The sequence below is a fragment of the Komagataeibacter rhaeticus genome (assembly GCF_011611525.1).
GTDB lineage: Bacteria > Pseudomonadota > Alphaproteobacteria > Acetobacterales > Acetobacteraceae > Komagataeibacter > Komagataeibacter rhaeticus.
In genome coordinates this window covers 452121-473553 of record NZ_CP050139.1, presented here as the reverse complement: position 1 = coordinate 473553, position 21433 = coordinate 452121, and the positions used below count along the sequence as shown (strand labels likewise).

Below are 21433 nucleotides of genomic sequence, written 5' to 3'. Positions count from 1 at the left end.
TCCCTCTCTAACGAGAAGGAGAGCCGGTTCATCAGTCTACCCGTTTTGAACTTTCACCCAAAAGCGTTCTGTAGCTGACCGCCGTGGCTCCCATCCAGCCTCTTTGAGCTGAAGAGGCAACTCCTTTTCGGCGGCATCAGGGACGGCCTTCAGGATTTCGCCGATTGTCGTCCGGTTTCGCCCCGCAAGATAGGTATCGAGTGCTGAGAACGAAGGCATCGGGATTTCCTCAATCTGGATGCATTCCTTCTCCTCCAGATACTCTGCCACCCTGTGTAAGCCAAGGAATTTTACTCCGGCCAACCGGTCCTCAGCATAGAAGCCCGCCCCTGCCGCGTCGGCGAACATGTCCCAAAGCCTCTCCACCACCAGGGGTGGAAGATGCTGGAGCATGGTGAGCCGGTTGATCGGCTCCCACCGGAGAAGTTCATCCGGCGCACCGACGATCACTTCAATCCGATCTGTGGCTACATTAAACCGGATCCGGCCCTTCATTCGGGCACGGATTTCCTCGCGCATTTCCTGATCTTCAGACATTGTCTGGTTTCCTTCGATGAATATTGAACAAACGATCGGAGAAACCGGTTGAGGCGGCCCTGTGGACCATGGCATGATGAAGACGCACGAGATCGCCCGACCCTCTTTTGAGGGTCGGGACGTGTTTAAGTGTCTGATAAGCCCGTATTTCATGGCGATCAGACGTCGATTTGTAGGGATTTATGATAGAAGTGGTTGCGGGGGCTCCCCATGTCACACAGAATTAAAGGTTCCCTCGAGACCGCCCGGCCTTGCGGATGGCTCTCCCAGGCCGCCCGGCCACGCAGTCGCGCCGCGCATCCCCCGGCAGTGACGATTTCCTGTTCGAGTGCATCGCTGGTCCAGCCTGCCACGGCCTCGGCGACCATTTCGCGCGTCGCGCTGCACCCGAGCACAGCCAAAGCCGCGCGTTTATGACGTGCGGCATTGGTGTGGAGTTTGATCCAGCCATCGCGTGCGCGGTAATCACCGGCGATGGCGTCCCACGCAGCCGGAAGCGTCCAGCCCTGCGGCCGGATCGAAAACCGGAACCAGAGCGACGCCAGGCGATGATCGACCGCCACCGGCAATGACAAACCGTCCGCCTCCAGAAGGTCCGCGACAGCGCGACAAGCCGCCCCGATCGTCGCCGCCGCGAGTTGCGTCACCGGAAAGCAGGAGGGCAGACGATCATTCCCTGTGAACACCACCCGATCGGCCACCTCGGGAGCGAGCCCGATCGAAGCGGCAATGTCCTTGAGCAGAAGCCGGGATATGTTCCGCGTCATGCAATGATTTCCTGTCGACGGATGAGGTCGGGACGCACGATCAACATTGGTTCCGACACCTCGATACCCCCCGGTGCGGCGACGGCGAGTGCGCCCGGAGGGGCTTCGACCCGTGAGCATGGGAAAATCCGTCGGGCCTGCCAACTGGATCAGTGTCCACTCGCAGGCATCTGTGGAGCGCATGTTCGCGCTGAACGGCAGACCGGACATATAACCCGCGAGCGGCTTCTCCATGTCGGAATTTCTGGAAATCTCCGCCGGTCGCTGACAGTATAAGTGACGGGAGGATTCGACATGAGCGAAACATCTGTCCCCACGCGCCCCGCTGAAATCATCGTGACCGATAGTGAACCTCTGGTCCATCTTGCCCGTCACGACAGGCTCGATCGCCTCTATCTGATGGGCCAGCAGGTCGTCATGCCGGACATGGCCCTTGTCTCCGTCCGCGAACAGGCTCCACGCCGGGAAGCGCGCATCATCAACCAGTGGATCACGGACCAGCGCTATCCGAACGGCGCACAGACTGTCAGGGTCGAACCGACGAGCGTCGGCCGTGCCTTCAAACTGGCGCGGAAAGCGTCCACGGGATTCCAGTGGCCCGAAGCCTCCGATCTGGCGATCGTTGAATGGCTTCCGGTCCAGTTCAGCCGGATCAGGGAACCGACCCTGTTTCTGTATTCAAGCAACAAGGCCCGCGCGCTGGGGCGCTTCGCTTCGCCAAGCCACGCCTTTCGGACGGCCAGCGCCTACATCGAGATGACCGCGACGCCGGAACTTTGCGAAAGCCAGCTTGCCGGCGTCAGCCGAACACGTCAGACGAACCCGGACACCCGTTATGTCCGTGGTCTGCCTATCCCGGCATGGGATACGCCCGGATGGGAACTGACCATGATGCTGCCACCTGACATATGCGCCGAACTGGACAAGATGGTCGACGAACTCGGAGAAGACGCGGACCCCGAGGCGTTATACGACCAGATTATCGGTAATGCCCGACCACCGACAACCCATTGACGAAAGCCATTCACGTCATCCACCCCAAGAGAATGGACCATTGAATGGTCCATTTCATTCGACTATAGTTCCCCTGTCACACCAGCAAGGGAATTCCGCTCATGCAGATTTCCGTCACGGAAGCCAAAGGTCAGCTGACCGAACTGGTCCGCCGCGCCGAAGAAGGTGACGAGGTCATCCTGACCCGTCACGGACGCGCTATTGTGCGTCTCTCTCCCATACGCCCCAGATCCAGCCCTGACACACGGCGTGCCTTGATGGAGCGACTTGCGGCTGCTGGTGCCGCAAAGACAGCGTCCGGTCCGGATGCCGCGCGCAGCCAGGATTTTCTCTATGGCGATGACGGCATGCCGGAATGATTGCCGTCGATACATCCGCGCTGGTAGCCATTGCCCTCAATGAGTCCGCCGCCAGCCGCTGTCGCACCGTTCTCGAAACCGAAGCCGACCTCCTGATTGCCGCGCCCACCGTCACCGAAACCCTGATCGTTGCGGATCGGCGCGGGTTCGGCGCGGAAATGCGTGCGCTGATCGATAATTTCGGTTTCACCGTGGTCAGCTTCACCGACGCTGACGCGAAGAAAGTGGCACACGCCTATGGGATGTGGGGGAAAGGCATGCACCCTGCCGGATTGAATTTCGGTGACTGTTTTTCCTATGTCATCGCCCGCGACCATGAATGTCCGCTCCTGTTCGTCGGCGATGATTTCAGCCAGACCGATATCCAGGCAGCATTTCCCGCTCCGTCCGAATAGACCTTCCTCCGAAAGACATGAACATGGACCATGATCCCGACATCATCACGTCCGGACTGTCCGGCCCCTTCACACGGGACGGCGAGACCGTGGAGGTGCAGATTTACCGGATCGAGACGGACCCTCAATGGGTGCTGGAGGTCATCAACAGGAACGGGACCTCGATCGTGTGGGAGGACCATTTCGAGACAGCCGAAGACGCAAGGGCGGCCTTTGACGCGACCATCGACAGCGAAGGTATCGGCACCTTCCTGGACACGACGAATATTGTTCCCTTCCCGACACGGCACTGAAAACCCGCCGGTATAAAGAGAAAAGCCGGACTTTCACGCTCGGGCGAACGAAGGTTCGCCGCGACGTGCTTTCGTGAGGCAGCGCCACCGACCGGCAGGGATTCCGCTGAGAGCAATCCGGTGCTTCAGCACCAAGAGCATCCCGCGGGCGTCTGACACCTCCACCGAATGCCGGTGAGGGCCCGAGGGCTGACCGGCCGACCGCCGCGCACTGTCCGAATTCGCGGGACAACAATCAGGGCGCGTCATACGCCGCGTTGTCAGCGGCGCAGGCGCGTCCGCTTTTGCAACGTTCGCCATCCCGTTCTTCTCTGCGGAGAAAACCCGATGGCATGCACCGTCTGTCCCGGTCCACCAGCATATCTTTCTGTCATGACTGCGCTGCTGGCGCTCTTCAGTGCATCGTCGGCCGTGGCGGCGGATGCGCCTGCGGAGCGCGAGCAGCTTGCGGGGGTCATCCGCCAATTGGAACTGGCGGATCGGCTCGCCGCCCAGGCCGCCCATGTCACGCCTGACGGGCGTACACGGTATCATTTCGATTTTCAGCGCCTGGACACGGATCTCAAAGCCGTCCGTGTGGGCATCGCCGATTACCTGACGCCCCAGCGGGCACAGCCGCGTGATCCGCTCCGCCTGAACGGCGACTATGCGCGTGAGGGATCGGCAACCCCGACGGGCGCGCGCAATCCATGACGCTGTCCTCCGATCAGAGCACCGCCTTCCAGGCCAATGCCGGCTTTACGCCGGCCAGCGTGTCAACGGCTGCGACCGGCATGGTCTTCGCCGTACTCCTTCTCTGGGGCGCGTGGGCCACCCATGCCGCCTGGGCGGGCTGGGCCGGACGCAAACTGACGGAGCGCCAGTTCCTGGGCGTGATCACGCGCTTCGTCGCGATGTACCTGGCGCTCGGTGTCCTCCTCCTTTCCTGACTCAAACCACGGGCATGACGATCATGAAGACCATTTCGCGCTCCCGCCCTGTTCCCACATGGCCTGTCGTCTCCTGTGCGGCGCTGACGGCCGCCCTGGCACCGGCCAGCGCGTTCGCCGTCGGCCTTCCGACCATGGAAGACCCGTCACGCGGGACCGGCAGCGGGATCATCCAGACCCTGCAAAATTACGGTTATGACATCGTGACCCTGATCGCGCTGCTGGTGATCGCGTCGATGTTCATCGGTGTCTGCTACCACGCCTACACACGCTATTCGGAGATCCATACCGGGCGCGCGACCTGGGGCCAGTTCGGCCTGACCGTCTCCGTCGGCGCCGTGCTGCTGGTGATCGGCATCTGGCTCCTCACCAAGGCCACCGGCATCCTCTAATCCCGGCACCCGGCCATGACCGCTCCGAACACCCCTCATGAACCACAGAACGGGCTCGTGACGTTCCTGCCACATCGCCTGAACCGGCAGCCTGTCGTCGTGCGTGGCCTCACCGCCGACGAGCTGTGGATCTGCGCCGGCCTGTCCGGTGTCGCCGGTCTGCTGCTCGGGATCCCGCTCGCGGGCGTCACCCACAGCATCGCCATGATTCCGACCATGGCCGTGCTCGGCATCACGACGGGCATCTTCGCGGGCGGCGGTTTCCTGCGCCGCCAGAAGCGGGGACGGCCCGACACCTGGCTGCACCGGCAGATCCAGTGGTGGCTGGCCGTCCGCCATCCGTCGCTTGGAGCGGCTCTGGGCGCCCGCGCCCTGATCACCCGCACAGGGGTCTGGAACACGCGGCGTCCGGCCCGAAAGACCATGCCGTCGCAGGGTGGATCATGAGCCGCTTTCGCAATGAGGTCGCGCATCTTCAGGCGCATGTCCGGTCACTGCGCCTGGCGGCCGGCGCCTTGTTCGTCATCGTGCTGCTGCTCTCGTTCGGCTGGTGGAGCGCACCGCGCAATCTGACCATTCATGTACCGCCCGATCTGCGCTCGGGCAGCACGCGCCGCTGGTGGGATGTGCCACCGGAGAGCGTGTACACCTTCGCCTTCTACGTCTGGCAGCAGATCCAGCGCTGGCCCTCGGACGGAGAAGCCGACTATGCGCGCAACCTCCGCACCCTTTCGCCCTACCTGACGCCGAGTTGCCTCGCGTTCCTGCAACAGGACGACCTCTACCGGGCGCGGAACGGCGAGCTCCGGAAACGGGTACGCGGGATCTACGAGATTCCGGGTCGCGGCTACGGCGAGGATCCGACATTGCGCGTCAGGACGGTCTCGAACGACGAATGGGTGGTCACACTCGACGTCACCGCCGATGAATATTACGGCGCCGAGCAGGTCAAACGCGCCTTCGTGCGCTATCCGCTCAAGGTCGTGCGTATGGATGTCGATCCCGAACACAACCCGTTCGGCCTCGCGCTCGACTGCTACGCCGGCACACCGCAACGGATCGAGGTCGCCCCCGTGGCTCCCGCCGCCAATCCGTCCGGCGGCAATCCCCTCAAGTCGCAGGGAGACGCCCCGTGAAACGGTTTGTCGTGCCGGCCCTGTCCGGCCTCGCCCTTGCCGTCGGGCTGGCGCCCGAGAGCCGAGCCGTCGAGATCCTGCACTGGGCACGCCTGCCGCTCGCCGTCCCGCTGGTCGTCGGTCAGGAGCGGGTGGTCTTCGTCGATCGCAACGTCCGGGTCGGCGTCCCGCCGGCCATCGCCGATCATCTGCGTGTGCAGAGCGCCGGGGGCGCCATCTATCTGCGTGCCAGCGATCCGATCGCACCGACACGGCTGCAAGTGCAGGACGTGGCGACCGGGACGCTGATCCTGATCGATATCGCCGCCCAGCCCGCGAAGGACAGCCAGCCGCCGTTGGAGCCGGTGCGCATCGTGGAGGACGAGATGCCCGCGCCCCGTTATGGCGAAACGGACGGCGCCACCACCGCCGGTCCCGGCATCGCCTCCGGCGAAGCGAGCACCGCCGCGCGTGAGACGCCCGTTGCCGTCGTGCTGACCCGCTATGCCGCGCAAAGCCTATATGCGCCCCTGCGCACCATCGAACCGGTGGCGGGGATCGGCCGCGCGACGCTCCGTCCTGACCTTTCGCTCGGAATGCTGCTGCCGACGCTGCCCGTTCATGCGCATGCCCTGGCCGCCTGGCGTCTGGACGACCAATGGGTGACCGCGATCCGGCTCACCAACCTGTCCGGCAATTGGCTGGACCTCGACCCCCGCGCGCTGCAGGGCGATTTCGTGGCGGCGGCCTTCCAGCATCCGAACCTTGGCCCGGCGGGACAATCCACGGACACGACGGTGGTCTATCTGGTCACCCGCGGTCACGGCCTGGCCGAATCACTGCTCCCGGCGATCGCGCCCATCGATCCGGTCGTGAACCTGCCCCCCGCCGGGGCGGCCGGCCAGCGTGGGGGAGGCCACGGTGAAAAGTAACGGTCTGCTCAAATGGCTGATGATCCCGATGGCGCTCGCCGTGCTGTTCGTCGCGATCCGCCTGTTCTCCGGTCACTCCGCCCCTTCGGCCGGGTCGCAGAACACCAGCCAGCTCACCCCGGAAGAGATGAAGGCGCTGGGCATTGAAGGCGATACGCCGCGCGACACGGTGGCGACGCTGGTCGCGCAGGTGAAGCAACTGCGCAATGAATTGCAGACCGCGCTGAACGACAACACAAACGCCAAGGCGGAGAACGACCGCCTGCGGGCACGGGAGAGCACCATCGACCAGCGCATCCAGGGCGCAATCGACGGCGAGCGCGACCATCTGCGTGAGGAGCGCGATCAGGTCAGCAGCGACCACCAACAGACCCAGACCCTGCTGCAGGATCTGCAAAAGCGCCTCGACGGGCTGAGCGGCAAGCCAGGCCAGAGCGATCTTCCGGTCGGCCTCGGGCTCCAGGACGGCGATGGCAAGAGCTTCGACAGCACCCGCTGGGTCGAGCCGGACGATCCACGCCCCGACGACAGGAAGGGGAACGGCGCAAGTGCCGGGACGCACGCCTTCGCCACCAGTTTCGGTCCCGCGCAGACGACGCTGACGGGTCCCGCCGCGGATACCGCCGCCAATAGCGGCACGCCATCCCGGAACAGCGGGACGCCGGTCTATACGGTGCCGGCGAACGCGACCCTCATGGGATCCGTCGCCATGACCGCGCTGATCGGACGCGTGCCCATCGACGGCACCGTCAACGATCCCTATCCCTTCAAAGTACTGATCGGCCCGGACAATCTGACCGCCAACGGCATCGACTTGCCGGACGTGGCCGGCGCCGTCGTCAGCGGCACGGCGTCGGGCGACTGGACCCTGTCCTGCGTGCGCGGACAGATCCGCAGCGTCACCTTCGTCTTTCAGGATGGCACGATCCGCACCATGCCGGAGGACAGAGGGGACGCGAATGGCAATACGAGCAACACGACGACCTCCACAGGACAGAACGGCAACACCAACGCCATCCAGGGCGGGCTTGGCTGGATCAGCGATCCCTTCGGCATTCCCTGCGTGGCCGGCGAGCGGCACAGCAACGCCGAGCAATATCTCGGCTCACAGCTGCTCATCACGGCAGCCGGTGCCGGAGCCGCATCGCTGATCCCCAAGGGCGACAATGACTATTCGTTCGTCAACGGCGCCAATGGCTCGACCATCGGCACGGTCGGCATCACCGGCAATCAGGCCATGGGCCGTATCCTCGCCGGCGGCGTGCAGGAAATGTCGCAATGGGTGGACAAGCTATACGGCCAGGCCTTTGCCGCGATCTACGTGCCGCCGGGCGCCAAGGTGGCGGTCCATATCGATCACCCGCTCAACATCGACTACGATCCGAAAGGACGCCGGGTCAACCATCGTATCGGAGAAGCCCATGCGTCCGACCTGGACTGACGCCAGCTTCCTGCTCGCCGCCTCGCTGCTCGTCGCCCTCGGCGGCTGCTCGACCAGCAAGGACGCGGTGCTGCCGCATGGCGACAGCACGATGCTCGACATCTGGAATCAGGAAACCGGCGGTGGCGCGAGCAGCAGTCAGGCGTCGCGGCGGTTGCTGGACGCGCGCCAGAGCCTGCGCCGTCCCCTCACCGAGGGCGATATCCGCGCCGAGCAGGCCGTGAACAGCACCTACACCCGTACGGCGGCCAATGAGATCTATCGGCAGTTCCACCGGCTGCCCAATCCGGATCTGGTGATGTACGTCTTCCCGCATCTTGCCGGCACCGACCCCGCGCCTGTCCCCGGCTACACGACCGTCTTTCCCCTGTATCAGCGAGTCCAGTACGCCATGCCAGGCGAGCGGCTGGAAGCATATTGATGGCGTGGTCATTCCCCTGGTCGGCTCCGGGCGCACTGCCCGCAAGCGGTGAGGCCGATGCGCCAGATGCATGGGATCGCTATGTCTCGGCCCTGACGGGATCTGGTATTCCATCGCCGGGCGAGGTCCTGCGTCGCGGCAAACGAAAACCGGCGACCCAGGCGGATGCCGAGGCGCTCTACGACGTCGCGCCGTCCTTCGTCGAACTGCTGCCCTGGGCCGAATATCTGCCCGCCTCGCAGAGCCTGCTGCTCGAAGACGGCCGCTCGGTCGCCGCCTTCTTCGAATTGACGCCCGTGGGCACCGAGGGGCGCGAGATGGCGTGGCTGTGGCATGCCCGCGACGTGGTCGAGAACGCGCTTCAGGATTCGTTCGATGAATTCGACGAGCATCCCTGGGTGGTGCAGTTCTATGCCCAGGACGAACCGAGCTTCGACGACTACCTGCACGGCCTACGCGACTACATCCGGCCGCGCGCACAAGACAGCGCGTTCACGGAGTTCTACCTGCGCTTTTTCGCCCATCATCTGAACGCCGTCGCCAAGCCGGGCGGCCTGTTCGAGGACAGGACCGTGACGCGCCTGGCCTGGCGCGGGCAGGAGCGGCGCGTCCGTATGGTCGTCTACCGGCGCACGCCAGCCGGCGCGAGTGTCCGTCGCGGCCAGTCTCCCGAACAGACGCTGACCACGATCTGCGACCGGCTGACAGGCGGCCTGGCCAACGCGGGCGTACGGACCCGCCGCCTTGACGCCGCCGCCATCCACGCCTGGCTGCTCCGCTGGTTCAACCCGGCCCCGACGCATCTCGGCAGCACAGCCGAGGACCGCGAACGCTTCTACGCGCTGACCCGCTATCCTGACGGCGAGGAGGACGGCGCACTCGAACTGGCCAGCGGTGTCGATTTCGCGCAGCGCCTGTTCTTCGCGCCGCCGCGCTCGGACGTTACGCACGGCACCTGGATCTTCGATGGCATGCCTCATCGCGTCGTCGTCATGGACCGGCTGCGCACGCCGCCCTCAACCGGACATCTGACCGGCGAGACCCGCAAGGGCGACGCGCTCAATGCACTGCTCGACCAGATGCCCGAGGATACGGTGCTGTGCCTGACCATGGTCGCCACGCCGCAGGATGTGCTGGAGGCGCATCTCAATCATCTGAGCCGGAAGTCGGTCGGCGAGACGCTGGCCTCGGAGCAGACCCGGCAGGACGTGCAGCAGGCCCGCCAGTTGATCGGCAGCGCGCACAAGCTCTATCGCGGAGCGGTGGCCTTCTATCTCCGTGGCCGCGATCAGGAGGAGCTGGACGCGCGCGGCCTGCACCTGACCAATGTGATGCTCAACGCCGGCGTGCAGCCCGTGCGCGAGGACGACGAGGTGGCCCCGCTCAACAGCTATCTCCGCTGGCTCCCCGCCACCTTCGATCCGGCGGCCGACAGGCGGCAATGGTACACGCAGCTGATGTTCGCCCAGCATGTCGCGAACCTCGCTCCGGTCTGGGGGCGCAGCCGTGGCACCGGCCATCCCGGCTTCACCCTGTTCAATCGCGGCGGCGGCACCATCACCTTCGATCCGCTGAATCGCCTGGACCGGCAGATGAATGCACATCTGTTCCTGTTCGGCCCGACCGGCTCCGGCAAAAGCGCCACGCTCAACAACCTGCTCAACCAGCTGGTGGCGATCTACCGCCCGCGGCTGTTCATCGTCGAGGCGGGCAATTCCTTCGGTCTGTTCGGGGATTTCGCCGGCCGCCTCGGTCTTTCCGTGCATCGTGTCAAGCTCTCCCCCGGCTCGGGTGTCAGCCTGGCGCCCTTCGCGGATGCGTGGCGCCTGGTCGCAACACCCGGTCAGGTGCAGACCCTCGACGCCGACGTTCTGGACGAACCGCAGGACACCAGCGCCGCCGATGGAGACGAGCAGCGTGATGTGCTCGGCGAGCTGGAAATCACCGCGCGGCTGATGATCACCGGCGGCGAGGACAAGGAGGAAGCGCGGATGACCCGCGCCGACCGTAGCCTGATCCGCCAGTGCATCCTTGATGCGGCCCGGCGCTGCGTGACCGACAATCGTCCCGTCCTGACCCGGGATGTCCGCGACGCGCTGCGCGAGCGTGGCGGCGACGCGACCCTGCCGGAGATCCGGCGCGGCCGCCTGCTGGAAATGGCCGATGCGATGACCCTGTTCTGCCAGGGTGTCGACGGCGAGATGTTCGACCGCCCCGGCACCCCCTGGCCGGAGGCGGATATCACCATCGTGGATCTGGCGACCTTCGCGCGAGAGGGCTACAGCGCGCAGCTCTCGATCGCCTACATCTCGCTCATCAACACCGTGAACAATATCGCCGAGCGCGACCAGTTTCTCGGCCGGCCAATCGTCAACGTCACCGATGAAGGCCATATCATCACCAAGAATCCGCTGCTGGCGCCCTATGTCGTCAAGATCACCAAGATGTGGCGCAAGCTCGGGGCCTGGTACTGGCTGGCAACGCAGAATGTCGACGATCTCCCCAGAGCGGCCGAGCCGATGCTCAACATGATCGAATGGTGGATCTGCCTGAACATGCCGCCGGACGAGGTCGAGAAGATCGCGCGCTTCCGCGAACTCACCCCCGCTCAGAAGGCGCTGATGCTCTCTGCCCGCAAGGAGGCCGGGAAATTCAGCGAGGGCGTGATCCTGTCGAAATCCATGGAGCTGCTGTTCAGGGCCGTGCCGCCGAGCCTGTATCTCGCGATGGCGATGACCGAGCCTGAAGAGAAGGCCGAGCGCTACCAGCTGATGCAGCAATACGGCATCAGCGAGCTGGATGCGGCCTTCAAGGTGGCCGAGAAGATCGATCGCGCACGCGGCATCACGCCGCTGGCCATGGATCTGCCGGAGTAAGGGGAAGCGATGCGCTCGCCCTGGTCCGCTGCGATCGCGCGCCGCCTTCTTCTGTGGATCCTGGCGATTGCGCCGGTCCTTGGAGGCGGTGGGTGGCTCGCCCTCCATGCGCGGCCCCATGCGGCGCCGCAAGACGCCCCGTCCATGGCAGAAAGTCCATCGAAAGCAGGGCCGCCATGGATTTACGGCCGCCGTGATGCACGCTTCACGGTGATCGAATACGCCGATCTGGAATGCCCGTATTGCCGGGCATATTTCCCGGTGCTCAGGCGTTGGATCGGCGCCCATCCCGATGTGGATTGGCAATGGCGGCACCTGCCGCTGCCCATGCACCAGCCGGCGGCACTCGATGAGGCGCGCCTCGCCGAATGCGCCGGGGAAGTCGGCGGGGTTGCCGCGTTCTGGAACGCGGTGGCCTGGATTTACGGGCACACGCGGGGCGATGGCCAGGGCCTTCCCTCGGACGCGCGGCTACCATTTTCCGGAGCCGCGATTCAACGCTGCCTCAGCAGCGCCCGCCCAGACGGGTTCATCCGCGAACAAGCTGCAGAGGCGGCACGAGCCGGGATCGCCGCGACGCCGACGCTGCGCCTTCTGGACAGGCGGACCGGAAGGATGCTCCTGTTGCCCGGCCCGGTTGACGGCGACGCCCTGCTCTCGGCCATCGATCTGCTCTCGGAACGCGACATACGTCATACCGCCGGGGGATTGTCTTCTCCGTCGCCGGCCACGCTTCCAAACGATACATCCAGATAGCTCACAATCTTCCCCATCGGGGTCGCGTTGCACCACCACGCACCCGACCCAAGACGCCCTTGCGGAAGAGCGCCAGATTTCTTACTCTTACCCGTAAGAGATGGAGATCCGATCATGCGCATTACCTCCAAGGGGCAGGTCACCATTCCGGCCGGAATTCGCGAGAAAGCCGGGCTACTGCCGCATACCGACGTCGATTTCGAGTTCGACGGCGAGGTCGTACGTCTGATACGCGCCACGCCTCGCCACGGCGACACACGCGGCGCGAGGCTTGTCGCGCATCTGCGTGGCCGCGGTGACGTGTCCATGAGCACCGACGCCATAATGGCTCTGACCCGGCACGACTGAATGACATCGGTCTTGGTCGATGCCAACGTCCTGCTCGACATCATGACGGAGGACGAACATTGGCTTGAATGGTCGGCCGACGCTGTTGCGCGTGCCGCCGATCGCTCGCGTCTCGTCATCAACCCGATTGTCTATGCCGAGGTCTCAATCCGCTATTCCCGTATTGAAGACCTCGAAGCCGCCCTCCCCCGGACACTGTTCGACCGGGAGGACGTTCCCTACGAAGCGGCTTTTCTCGCGGGCAAGTCCTTCCTCGCCTATAAGCGGCGTGGCGGCGCGAGGCATTCCCCCTTGCCGGATTTCTTCATTGGGGCCCACGCCGCCATCGCCGGATACGAATTGCTGACCCGCGATGTGGCGCGCTACCGTACATATTTCCCGACACTGAGACTGATCGCCCCGGCGTGAGCATTCTGGCATAGGACTGAGCGCCACCGCCGTCGAAATGTTCGCGCCGCCTGAACGACCGCAAGGCCCCACAGTCGGGTGCGGCAACAACCGTAGGACGCTGGGCTCCGTTCTCCAATGATCGGCCCACCGAGCTGGGATGCCAAGCGCCCGGCTCGTAGTGCTTGATCCAGGCACAACGGATCGCATACAAATTTCAACAGGCTCATCGTCTTTGACGATGCCCCGCCGGTCCTGTCGGCGAGATGCCCAGGTGGCCTATGATCTTCAAGGCCACGGCGCGACGCCATCGCGTTGATCGAGCCGCTCGCATCGCATCCCCCGGCGAGCAACCATCCTGCGTGATGGCGGATGCTATCTTCCTCATGTCGTCTGACCGTCCGTAAAGAGCCCCCCTCTCCCGGACAGTCTGCATCTTGAGACACCCCCCGCCATCACGGCGGCTTTCCCGAAAATCTTCCTCCTCAACCCGCGTGGGTCACCATGACCCGACGGGTCTGCTGTGGCTCCGCGCATGTTCCTTGCCCAGGAGTCCACCATGTCAGAGCCCAAGATCCATCTGTTCGATGGTATTCCCTTCGTCGCATCTCCGTACGAGAGAGGCCTTGTTCGTCACGACGTGTTCTCGTCCCAGTTCCGAATCATCTGCCAGGGTCTGCTCGAATTTCCGGAGGATGACCCGGCCTATGGAACGTGGTGGACAGCCGCCACCTTGCTGCTGGGTGAATGCGGTCTGATCGAAGAAGCCGTACAACTCGCCCAGGACCTGGTGTCGAACCACACATTCGACCTCGATCAAGCCAGCGGAGAGCTTGATTTTGTTCCCCAAGTGATTCGCATCCGCGACCGGCATGACCGGCTCGTTCTTGCCGGTGACGCCAGGTGCCGCACTATATCCTGGTTTGCGCCGGTCGGCTCGGACGAGGAAGCGGCCACCATCGCCACGCAGGCCCGCACATTGCACGATGAAGGCAGTGTCGAGCAGGGGTGGGACAACTACGAGACCGCCAAGGGTCTGTGGCTGCAAGCCGATCTTCTCCGAGGGCGACTGGTCGACCCGCTTTGGCGCGAACACGCGCGCAGGGCGATCACAGTCCCTTCCACCTGAAATCGTTCGCGGGAGCTTCGGCTCCTGCTTCTTTCTTCATCCGGCAACAAAGCGGCATTCACGCAGTGCGGCTTCCTGGTCGCTACGACGCGCCCGAGACGATCAAGTGGCTAACCCGATCGACTCCCGGAACCCCTGACATGCGGAATTCTCCTCACCAGCGCCTTCGACGCCGTGCAACAGCGATTATGATGCTCGCCGTGCTCGCAAGCGTCGCGGTTTGGAGCCCCAGCGGCCGCGCCGAAGTGCTGGTCGTCACCGACAGCCACCATCCGGTCGAACCGACTGCCAACGCCACCGTGGTGGAACTGGACGCGCCGACATGGATCGAAGACGAACTCGCAGAACGCCTGCCCGGGGATCCCGAGCAAGCCGCCACGCTTGTCCGCCAGCGTCTGCACGACGGTGGCCCGGCATTGCAGCAGCGTTTCGAACAGGCCTACCAGGGCGTCGGCATGGCATTCGGACTGGGCGTCGCAAGGATTCCCGCAGTCGTCGTCGACCATCGCTACGTCGTTTACGGCGACCCCGATGTCGCACGTGCCGTGACACGCATCGAGCGCTTTCGGGGCAGCCGGCCATGAACCGCCGCCGGGTCGCACGGGCCACGCGCCTGCGGCTCGCCGCCGCGGTCATGCTCCTGGCCGGCTCCGCCTCGGCATCCACCCTGAGCACCGCCACCATCACCATGTCGGCTCTCTCGCCGGACTGCCTCGACTACCGTATCGTCGGGATTTGCTACTGGCTCCATTGCTCCTGGTATGGCTGCTCGGTACGCACGTCGGTGAAGATCCGGCACTACGTTCCGGATGCGGTGGTTTCAAGCTATGCGAACACTGGTGCGAATCCGTGGATCGATGTCCGGCCCCTAAGCCTGCCCAACCCCACGGCGCAGGCCGGCGGCGACGGCACGACCAGCCACAGCAACGAGAACGACATCGCGCGGTTCAAGAACGCCGATGTGATCGGCGACCCCGCCGGTGTGCTGTTCAGCCGCTTCGCCGGCGGTTTCGGATTTGCCTGTTCGGGCTCCGCCACGCCGCTGATGCCGTATCTGCTCAGCACGCTCGACACCGTAGCGTGGCGCTACAACATTCCCGAATCGGTCTATCCGGAGGCGCTGATTCCGGGGATACGGGAGATCGGCAGCCGCGCCGCGCTCGACCTTTGGGGCAACGTCTATCCGCGGGGCGGCTTCCTGCACGAGACCGACGATTACATGACAGGCGCCGTTGTGGCCCAGCGGGCCGGGGACATCGTGACACGCCGCGGGCAGTTGCATGTCTACCAGCCTCTCCTCGCGACGGCCCACGACGGCTACTGGCCGGCCGGCGCCCTCAAGGAAGGCGATGCCTCCACGGGCAAGTGGCAGGAGCTGACGCCAACCCTCTCGTCCCATTGTGCCGTCTTTCCCAACAGCGAGACGCACTTACAGGCCACAGACGGCGCCTATGCCTGGGCCCTCTGGCGCCCCTATACCTGCTGCAAACGCATGGGCGAGATCTTCCTCGGCAGCACCGATTTCAACTGAGCGAGGCGCCGATGCGGTATCCGTCTTTCTACGTCCTTGGCGGTGCCATGTTCATGAGATTGGTCCTCGCAAGCGCCTGTCTGCTCCTCAGCGGCAATGCGGCTCAGGCACAGCAAGTTCACCTGGACAGCAATGGCGCCAGCATCCAGGGCAGCGTGATCGGAGATGACGTGCTCTACAGCATCGGCGGCGGGCGGGCCGTCTCGATGGGCAGCGCCAGCAACATGCAGAGCATCGGCGTGGGCCTTGGATGGAACAGCAACCTGATCTGCGGGAACATGAATCTGGCGACGACGCTGCAAAACCAGCTGAACGGCGTCACCAACGGCTTCCAGACCATCATGTCCTCTGTCATCCAGAGCGCCACCAGTGCGGTCGCGTCACTACCCGCCCTGATCCTGCAACGGGCCGATCCCGGGCTCTACAATCTGCTGACCAACGGCATCCTGCAGGCGCGACTGGACTTCGACCGCTCGAAACTGACCTGCCGGAATATCGCCAATCGTATGGCCGACGTCGCAGGAGGCCAGGTGAGCTGGGATCAGCTTGCCGAAGGCATGACCCTGAAAAACGTGCTCGGCACCGGGAATGGAGACGCTGTCTCGGCGGTCAGCCAGGCCGAGTCCAGCCACGGCAATAATGGTGTGCCGTGGGTCGGCGGCAGCAACGCCGGCGGCAGCGGCCAGTCCGCGATCAAGGTCGTGAGTGATGTGACCCGCGCCGGCTACAACCTCCTCAACGGCCGCGGCGTCACCGATACCTCGTCGATCGACAGTTCAACCTGCGGCAACCGCCTGACCTGCCAGACATGGGCGTCGCCGCAGGCGGCCTCGGACTGGGCGACGCGGGTGCTGGGCGAGCGCGAACAACAGACCTGCGAGAGCTGCACCAAGACGCAGACCACACCGGGCGTGGGCCTGACTCCGGTCATCCAGGAAGAATACGAAACCAAACTCAAGGCCTTGCAGGATTTGGTGACCGGCGCCAAGCCGACGACCACCGCCAATCTCGAAGCGGCGGGCAGCGACGCGCTGCCGGTTACCCGCGGCGTGGTCGAAGCCCTGCGCGACGAGCAGGACCAGGACCTGCTGGGACAGCGCCTGGCCTCGGAAGTGGCGTTGTCCAGCGTGCTGGAGAAGGCGCTCCTGTTGCAACGCACGATGCTGACCGGCGCGAAGGAGCCCAACGTCGCCGCGAACGATCTGGCCGCGAAGGCGGTCGACCAGGAAAATACCACGCTGGAGCAGGAGATCAGCAACCTCAAGACCGAACTGGAACTGCGACGGGAACTGGCGGGCGATTCAGCGATGACCCTCATCGGACGGCACAACGCACGGGCCGACGGTTCACGCGGCATCTTCCAGGGAGATGCCGTACCGGATCGCCTTGATCAGATCCAGAAAGCGCGGAGCGGCACGCCATGACGCCGCTCCCCTGGCGGCGAATCGCCTGGCTCATCAACCGCCGTATCGGCCTATCGCTCGCATGGTGCGGACTGATCGCCGGCGCCGCGGTAGCCGCCAACGTCGCCGGCGTCCGGGTTGTCGGAGACGTCGCCGGGTGGGAGCGCTGGATGCGGGTACATGCGGGTGTCTTTCTGGCGTGGCGGCTCTGCCTTTACGCCATCACCGCGCGCGGGTGGTGGTGGATGCGCCAGCGTGTGCTGATGCGCGAGCCGTCCGCAGAAACGCGCCAACGCTTCGTGCGCATCGAAATCGCAGCCGTCGCGGCCATCGGCCTCATGGAAGGCAGCGCCTGGCTGCAAGACGGCCAAGGCGGCCACCAGCCATGACCCTCTACACGACCGATTACCTGGACTATTACCTGACTCTGGTCGGCTGGCTCGTCAGCAATGGCATCTGGAATACGCTCGTCACTAGCGGCGTGTTCGCCCTGCCCTTTCTGAGCATCATTATCCAGGAATGGCTGCGCGCGCGAGCCGAGGGCGCGGATGAGGGCAACAAGGGCGTGCTGTCCTCCATGCGTATCGAGAACCGGGTGTTCGTCGCGATCGTGGTCATCATGTTCGCCGGCATCCCGTTCATCCCGGTGAGCCTGTCAACGATCCAGTTCGACACGACCCGTTCGCAGCAATGCCAGGTCAGCACCCCACAGCCGGCCAGCACCGGTTGGACGACGTCCTTTACCGCGCTCAACAACCAGAGCGCCCTGGTTCCGGTCTGGTGGTTCTTCATGCACGCGATTTCCAAGGCGATCACCGGGGCGGCCGTCGCGGCGATCCCCTGCGGAACGGACCTCCAGCAGATCCGGATGGATGTGAACGCCACCCGCATCAATGATCCGGTGCTGGCGCAGGAGGTCGCGGACTTCACGCATGACTGCTACGGTCCGGCGCGAGCCAAGCTGTTCATGAACCGTCCCACGCTGTCCGACAGCCAGATGAATGATGTTACCTGGATCGGCTCCAGCTACTTCACCAGCACCAGCGGTTTTTACGACAGCTATCATTCCGAGACACCCCGGACCGCCTGGCCCTATGATTCGACCCGCGATGCGGGGCTGGCTCAGGTGAGCAGCGACGGCGGCTATCCCACCTGCAAGCAGTGGTGGTCGGATGGCAGCCAGGGACTGCGCGGCCGGATTCTGGCCCAGGTCGATCCTGGTCTGTTGTCGCGCATCGGCAAATGGGCCGGCTTCCTGTCGCAGGACGACGTCAACAACTCGGTCATCCGGACGGTCGTCTCGCCCCGGCAGCAGATCATGAACCAGGGGCAGGTCTATTCCGACTATGGCGGACAGATCGGCATGACCTTGCCGAATGTCGTCTCACGGGGCGTTGGCGATGTCGGGCTGACCGTGGGGGCGACGGGCTTTTTCCCGGCCATGGATGCCGTGCGCCAAGCCCTTCCAATGGTGCTTTCCATGCTCAAGATGGCGCTGGTGATTTGCATCCCGCTGGTGCTGGTGGTCGGAACCTATGAACTGAAGGCGGTCATGGCCGTCAGCTGCGTGGAGTTCGCGCTCTTCTTCGTCGAGTTCTGGTTCCAGCTCGCACGCTGGATCGACAGCACGATTCTCGACGCACTCTACGGGTCAGGGATCTCCGCAACGAGTCCTCATGTCAATTTCGATCCGCTGATCGGCCTCAGCAACGCATTCGGGGACATGCTGCTGAACTTCGTCATGGCGACGATGTTCATCGTGCTGCCGACGTTCTGGGTTTCAGCGCTAGGCTGGGTTGGCGTCCGCGCAGGAACAGCGCTCCAAGGGTTGGCAGCAGGTACGAAAGACGTTCAGACCGCCGGAGCCAAAGGGACAGATTCCATCATGAAGGCGGTAAAGCAGATATAATCTAATCCTGCTCTTCATCTGGATCATGCGGATCCACTCGATATCCATCGTATGTGTATAGTCCATGCCCCAGCGGACCGTATCGCCACTCGGTTCCCGTGGGCTCGTCCTGACAGGTGTCGCTAGTCGAGATCATCCCTGCCGCGACCAGCCCGAAAACGAGTAGCAGTGTCAGCCAGAATGCCACATGGCACAGCATCGCAAGAACGCCCAGCCTGACGATCCACGACGACGCGATAACAACACCCGAAGGCAGCCCATGAGCCTTCAGCCACGCCATAGTCTGCCGCTCGCGACGCGCATAGGCGCGCCACACTTTGCCCAGCCATCGGCCCATCCGCTCCGCGTTGTTGCTCTGGGTTTTCGGTGTCATGGTGAGTATTGTGCCATAGATGCATTCGTCGGTTCCACATTTCTTGTGGCCGCCAACCGTCTTGGTGCAGTCCGTTTTCTAAACACGGAACTGTCCTCTCCCTTATTGGCTACCGGAATTTTTCTGCCGCTCGCCCTAAGCTCAAAAGGTTAGGGCAAAAGGGCCAGGAAGGGGCAAGGGAATGGAGGTCAAGGGGAAAGGCCCTACCTGAAAAGGCCAAAAGGCTCGCCTCCTCGCCGATCTTCGGGATACACCATGCTCCTGCCATTCCGACGCAAAGGCGTCTTCACCAACCTTACATCGTCCGCTCGGCCAGAAACGGACAAAGGGCTGCTGATGCCCCTGCCGGCCTCTAGGCTGCTGGCCACACCGCGCAGGCAAATCCTGATCGAGCATATTTGGCAGCGCACCTCGCTCTCGCGGCAGCAGTTCGGAAAACTCTACCGCGGTCCCATCGAGCGCTATGCGGAACTGGTCCAGCAAATCCCGGCCTCTGAAAGTCATCATCATGCCTATGCTGGCGGCATGCTGGATCACGGCCTCGAAATCGTCGCATATGCGCTGAAGCTGCGCCAGTCACACCTTCTGCCCGCCGGCGCCACGCCCGAAACCCAGGCCGAACAATCCGAAGCATGGACCGCTGGCATCGCTTATGCGGCTCTTCTGCACGATCTCGGTAAGATCGCCGTCGATCTGGATGTGGAAGACGATACAGGTCGTGTCTGGCACCCGTGGAATGGCCCGCTACAATCTCCCTACCGTTTCCGCTACCGAAAGGACCGTGACTACCATCTGCACGGTGCCGCCACCGGCTTGCTTTACACGCGCGTGATCGATCCCATCCATCTGGATTGGCTCAGTGGATACGCTGAACTTTGGGCTGCCTTGCTGTTCGTGCTGGCGGGGCAGTACGAACGGGCCGGCATGATCGGCGAACTGGTCACGAAGGCAGACCAGGCTTCGGTCGCCCAGGCGCTCGGCGGCGACCCGGCCAAGGCGACCACGGCCCCCCAACACGCGCTGCAACGTAAGTTGCTCGACGGCCTGCGGTACCTCGTGCGGGAGGAACTCAAGCTGAACCAGCCAGAGGCGTCCGATGGCTGGCTGACGCAGGATGCCTTGTGGCTGGTCAGTAAAACCGTGTCCGACAAGCTGCGGGCCTATCTGCTGGGACAGGGCATCGATGGTATTCCCGCCAACAATACGGCCGTCTTCAATGTCCTTCAGGACCATGGCGTCGCGCAGCCCTCAGCGGACGGCAAAGCCATCTGGAAGGCCACCGTAGCGAGCGACACTGGCTGGTCGCACAGCTTCACTTTCCTGAAGCTCTCCCCAGCCATGGTCTGGTCGTCAGCCGAGCGACCGGAACCGTTCGCCGGAACAGTGACAGCCGACGAACCGTCTGCGGAGCACACGTCATCCGCAGCCGCACCTCCGGTATCTGATATCGCGTCCTCTTCGAATGTCGAGTTCGCCCAGGACGCCGTATCCGATCTGCTATCAATGCTTGGCGGAGCCGCCGAACTCGAGCCGCAGCCCCAACCGGCTGAAGAACCATCCGTGCTACCTGGCGAGCCGCCGTTTGTCTCCACTCCGGTCTCCCCGGCTCAGACACCAGCCCCCTCTCCGGACGGCTCCTCCCCGTCAGGAGAGCATTTTGTTTGCTGGCTCAGAAACAGCATTCTGTCGCACCGCCTTATCATCAATGACGCGAAGGCCGTCGTTCATACCGTGGCAGGTACCATCTATCTGGTCAGTCCTGGCGTGTTTCAGCGGTACGCCCAGGAACACCCTGACCTATCGGCGCTTGCCAAACTGAGTCAGCTTCCCGACTGGCAATGCGTACAAAAGGCCTTCGAAAAGCTTCATCTCCATCGTAAGCAAACAAATGGATTGAATATTTGGACCTGCGAGGTTCAAGGGCCTAGAAAAACCAAGCGTCTACATGGATATCTTTTGGTCGACGCGACTCTCATCATTGCGCAACCATTTACGGACAACCCTTACGTAAAGCTCACGGAAGAGAGCGTTGTGGGAAAGAGACCTTGATTCCATCTCGACCCGGCCACGGCGCAGCAATTCATCCCAAGCCGCAGAGGCTTCGACGGCATCACCATTTGGCCTAC

26 protein-coding genes are annotated in these 21433 nt (G+C 63.7%); 23 read left to right on the top strand and 3 right to left on the bottom strand.

Going from position 1 to position 21433, the window contains the following annotated elements; translation table 11 throughout:
• Nucleotides 1–36: 36 nt before the first annotated feature.
• The gene (locus tag GWK63_RS02315) at nt 37–537 is read right to left on the bottom strand and encodes a hypothetical protein (RefSeq protein WP_166498120.1); all 501 of its coding nucleotides are present in this window, start codon (nt 535–537) and stop codon (nt 37–39) included.
• Nucleotides 538–695: 158 nt separating this feature from the next.
• Nucleotides 696–1304, bottom strand: a complete 609-nt coding sequence (locus GWK63_RS02310) for a hypothetical protein (protein WP_166498119.1) — start codon at nt 1302–1304, stop codon at nt 696–698.
• A gap of 294 nt (nt 1305–1598) precedes the next feature.
• On the opposite strand from GWK63_RS02310, the gene GWK63_RS02305 reads away from it, so the two are divergent.
• The 22 genes from GWK63_RS02305 to GWK63_RS02200 all read left to right on the top strand — a co-directional run bounded on the left by GWK63_RS02305 (nt 1599) and on the right by GWK63_RS02200 (nt 18934).
• Nucleotides 1599–2318: a hypothetical protein gene (locus GWK63_RS02305; protein WP_166498118.1), complete on the top strand. Its 720-nt coding sequence runs from the start codon at nt 1599–1601 to the stop codon at nt 2316–2318.
• 101 nt (nt 2319–2419) lie between these two features.
• Nucleotides 2420–2677: a type II toxin-antitoxin system Phd/YefM family antitoxin gene (locus tag GWK63_RS02300; protein ID WP_166498117.1), complete on the top strand. Its 258-nt coding sequence runs from the start codon at nt 2420–2422 to the stop codon at nt 2675–2677.
• The gene (locus GWK63_RS02295) at nt 2674–3072 is read left to right on the top strand and encodes a type II toxin-antitoxin system VapC family toxin (protein ID WP_166498116.1); all 399 of its coding nucleotides are present in this window, start codon (nt 2674–2676) and stop codon (nt 3070–3072) included. Before GWK63_RS02300 ends, GWK63_RS02295 begins: the two co-directional genes overlap by 4 nt.
• 23 nt (nt 3073–3095) lie before the next feature.
• Nucleotides 3096–3365, top strand: coding sequence for a hypothetical protein (locus tag GWK63_RS02290; protein ID WP_166498115.1), 270 nt, complete (start codon nt 3096–3098; stop codon nt 3363–3365).
• Nucleotides 3366–3737: 372 nt separating this feature from the next.
• On the top strand, nt 3738–4058 hold the full coding sequence (locus GWK63_RS02285; protein ID WP_223846621.1) for an integrative conjugative element protein, RAQPRD family: 321 nt from the start codon (nt 3738–3740) through the stop codon (nt 4056–4058).
• Entirely contained in the window at nt 4055–4294 is a 240-nt protein-coding gene (locus GWK63_RS02280; protein WP_166498113.1) for a TIGR03758 family integrating conjugative element protein, read from the top strand. Before GWK63_RS02285 ends, GWK63_RS02280 begins: the two co-directional genes overlap by 4 nt.
• A gap of 23 nt (nt 4295–4317) precedes the next feature.
• Nucleotides 4318–4686 carry a TIGR03745 family integrating conjugative element membrane protein gene (locus GWK63_RS02275; protein WP_166498112.1) on the top strand — a complete coding sequence of 123 codons (369 nt, stop codon included), beginning with the start codon at nt 4318–4320 and terminating at the stop codon, nt 4684–4686.
• A gap of 15 nt (nt 4687–4701) precedes the next feature.
• Nucleotides 4702–5133: a TIGR03750 family conjugal transfer protein gene (locus GWK63_RS02270; RefSeq protein WP_166498111.1), complete on the top strand. Its 432-nt coding sequence runs from the start codon at nt 4702–4704 to the stop codon at nt 5131–5133.
• Entirely contained in the window at nt 5130–5822 is a 693-nt protein-coding gene (locus GWK63_RS02265) for a PFL_4703 family integrating conjugative element protein (protein ID WP_166498110.1), read from the top strand. The genes GWK63_RS02270 and GWK63_RS02265 overlap by 4 nt, the downstream gene beginning before the upstream one ends.
• A complete protein-coding gene (locus tag GWK63_RS02260) occupies nt 5819–6733 on the top strand; it encodes a TIGR03749 family integrating conjugative element protein (RefSeq protein WP_166498109.1) in 915 nt (304 codons plus the stop codon). The genes GWK63_RS02265 and GWK63_RS02260 overlap by 4 nt, the downstream gene beginning before the upstream one ends.
• Nucleotides 6708–8174, top strand: coding sequence for a TIGR03752 family integrating conjugative element protein (locus GWK63_RS02255; protein ID WP_456305972.1), 1467 nt, complete (start codon nt 6708–6710; stop codon nt 8172–8174). The genes GWK63_RS02260 and GWK63_RS02255 overlap by 26 nt, the downstream gene beginning before the upstream one ends.
• Nucleotides 8155–8595, top strand: a complete 441-nt coding sequence (locus tag GWK63_RS02250; protein WP_166498108.1) for a TIGR03751 family conjugal transfer lipoprotein — start codon at nt 8155–8157, stop codon at nt 8593–8595. The genes GWK63_RS02255 and GWK63_RS02250 overlap by 20 nt, the downstream gene beginning before the upstream one ends.
• The gene (locus GWK63_RS02245) at nt 8595–11471 is read left to right on the top strand and encodes a conjugative transfer ATPase (protein WP_166498107.1); all 2877 of its coding nucleotides are present in this window, start codon (nt 8595–8597) and stop codon (nt 11469–11471) included. Before GWK63_RS02250 ends, GWK63_RS02245 begins: the two co-directional genes overlap by 1 nt.
• Nucleotides 11472–11480: 9 nt before the next feature.
• Entirely contained in the window at nt 11481–12227 is a 747-nt protein-coding gene (locus GWK63_RS02240) for a DsbA family protein (protein ID WP_166498106.1), read from the top strand.
• A gap of 114 nt (nt 12228–12341) precedes the next feature.
• Complete coding sequence (locus GWK63_RS02235) at nt 12342–12575, top strand: AbrB/MazE/SpoVT family DNA-binding domain-containing protein (protein WP_166498105.1); 234 nt, start codon at nt 12342–12344, stop codon at nt 12573–12575.
• 12 nt (nt 12576–12587) lie between these two features.
• A complete protein-coding gene (locus GWK63_RS02230) occupies nt 12588–12983 on the top strand; it encodes a type II toxin-antitoxin system VapC family toxin (protein ID WP_240919164.1) in 396 nt (131 codons plus the stop codon).
• Between the two features lie 538 nt (nt 12984–13521).
• Nucleotides 13522–14091 (top strand): hypothetical protein, encoded by a 570-nt coding sequence (locus tag GWK63_RS02225; protein ID WP_166498103.1) that lies wholly within the window; start codon nt 13522–13524, stop codon nt 14089–14091.
• Nucleotides 14092–14279: 188 nt separating this feature from the next.
• Nucleotides 14280–14675, top strand: a complete 396-nt coding sequence (locus GWK63_RS02220) for a TIGR03757 family integrating conjugative element protein (protein ID WP_223846620.1) — start codon at nt 14280–14282, stop codon at nt 14673–14675.
• Entirely contained in the window at nt 14672–15622 is a 951-nt protein-coding gene (locus GWK63_RS02215) for a TIGR03756 family integrating conjugative element protein (RefSeq protein ID WP_166498101.1), read from the top strand. Before GWK63_RS02220 ends, GWK63_RS02215 begins: the two co-directional genes overlap by 4 nt.
• A 53-nt stretch (nt 15623–15675) precedes the next feature.
• The gene (locus tag GWK63_RS02210) at nt 15676–17046 is read left to right on the top strand and encodes an integrating conjugative element protein (protein WP_396415483.1); all 1371 of its coding nucleotides are present in this window, start codon (nt 15676–15678) and stop codon (nt 17044–17046) included.
• Entirely contained in the window at nt 17043–17414 is a 372-nt protein-coding gene (locus GWK63_RS02205; RefSeq protein WP_166498099.1) for a hypothetical protein, read from the top strand. Before GWK63_RS02210 ends, GWK63_RS02205 begins: the two co-directional genes overlap by 4 nt.
• A complete protein-coding gene (locus tag GWK63_RS02200) occupies nt 17411–18934 on the top strand; it encodes a conjugal transfer protein TraG N-terminal domain-containing protein (protein WP_166498098.1) in 1524 nt (507 codons plus the stop codon). Before GWK63_RS02205 ends, GWK63_RS02200 begins: the two co-directional genes overlap by 4 nt.
• Before the next feature lies 1 nt (nt 18935).
• Here GWK63_RS02200 and GWK63_RS02195 read toward each other — a convergent pair whose 3' ends face one another.
• A complete protein-coding gene (locus GWK63_RS02195; RefSeq protein ID WP_166498097.1) occupies nt 18936–19307 on the bottom strand; it encodes a DUF3742 family protein in 372 nt (123 codons plus the stop codon).
• A gap of 255 nt (nt 19308–19562) precedes the next feature.
• Between GWK63_RS02195 and mobH the strand changes: the two genes are divergently transcribed.
• Nucleotides 19563–21356, top strand: coding sequence for a MobH family relaxase (mobH, locus tag GWK63_RS02190; protein WP_166498096.1), 1794 nt, complete (start codon nt 19563–19565; stop codon nt 21354–21356).
• Nucleotides 21357–21433: the final 77 nt, after the last annotated feature.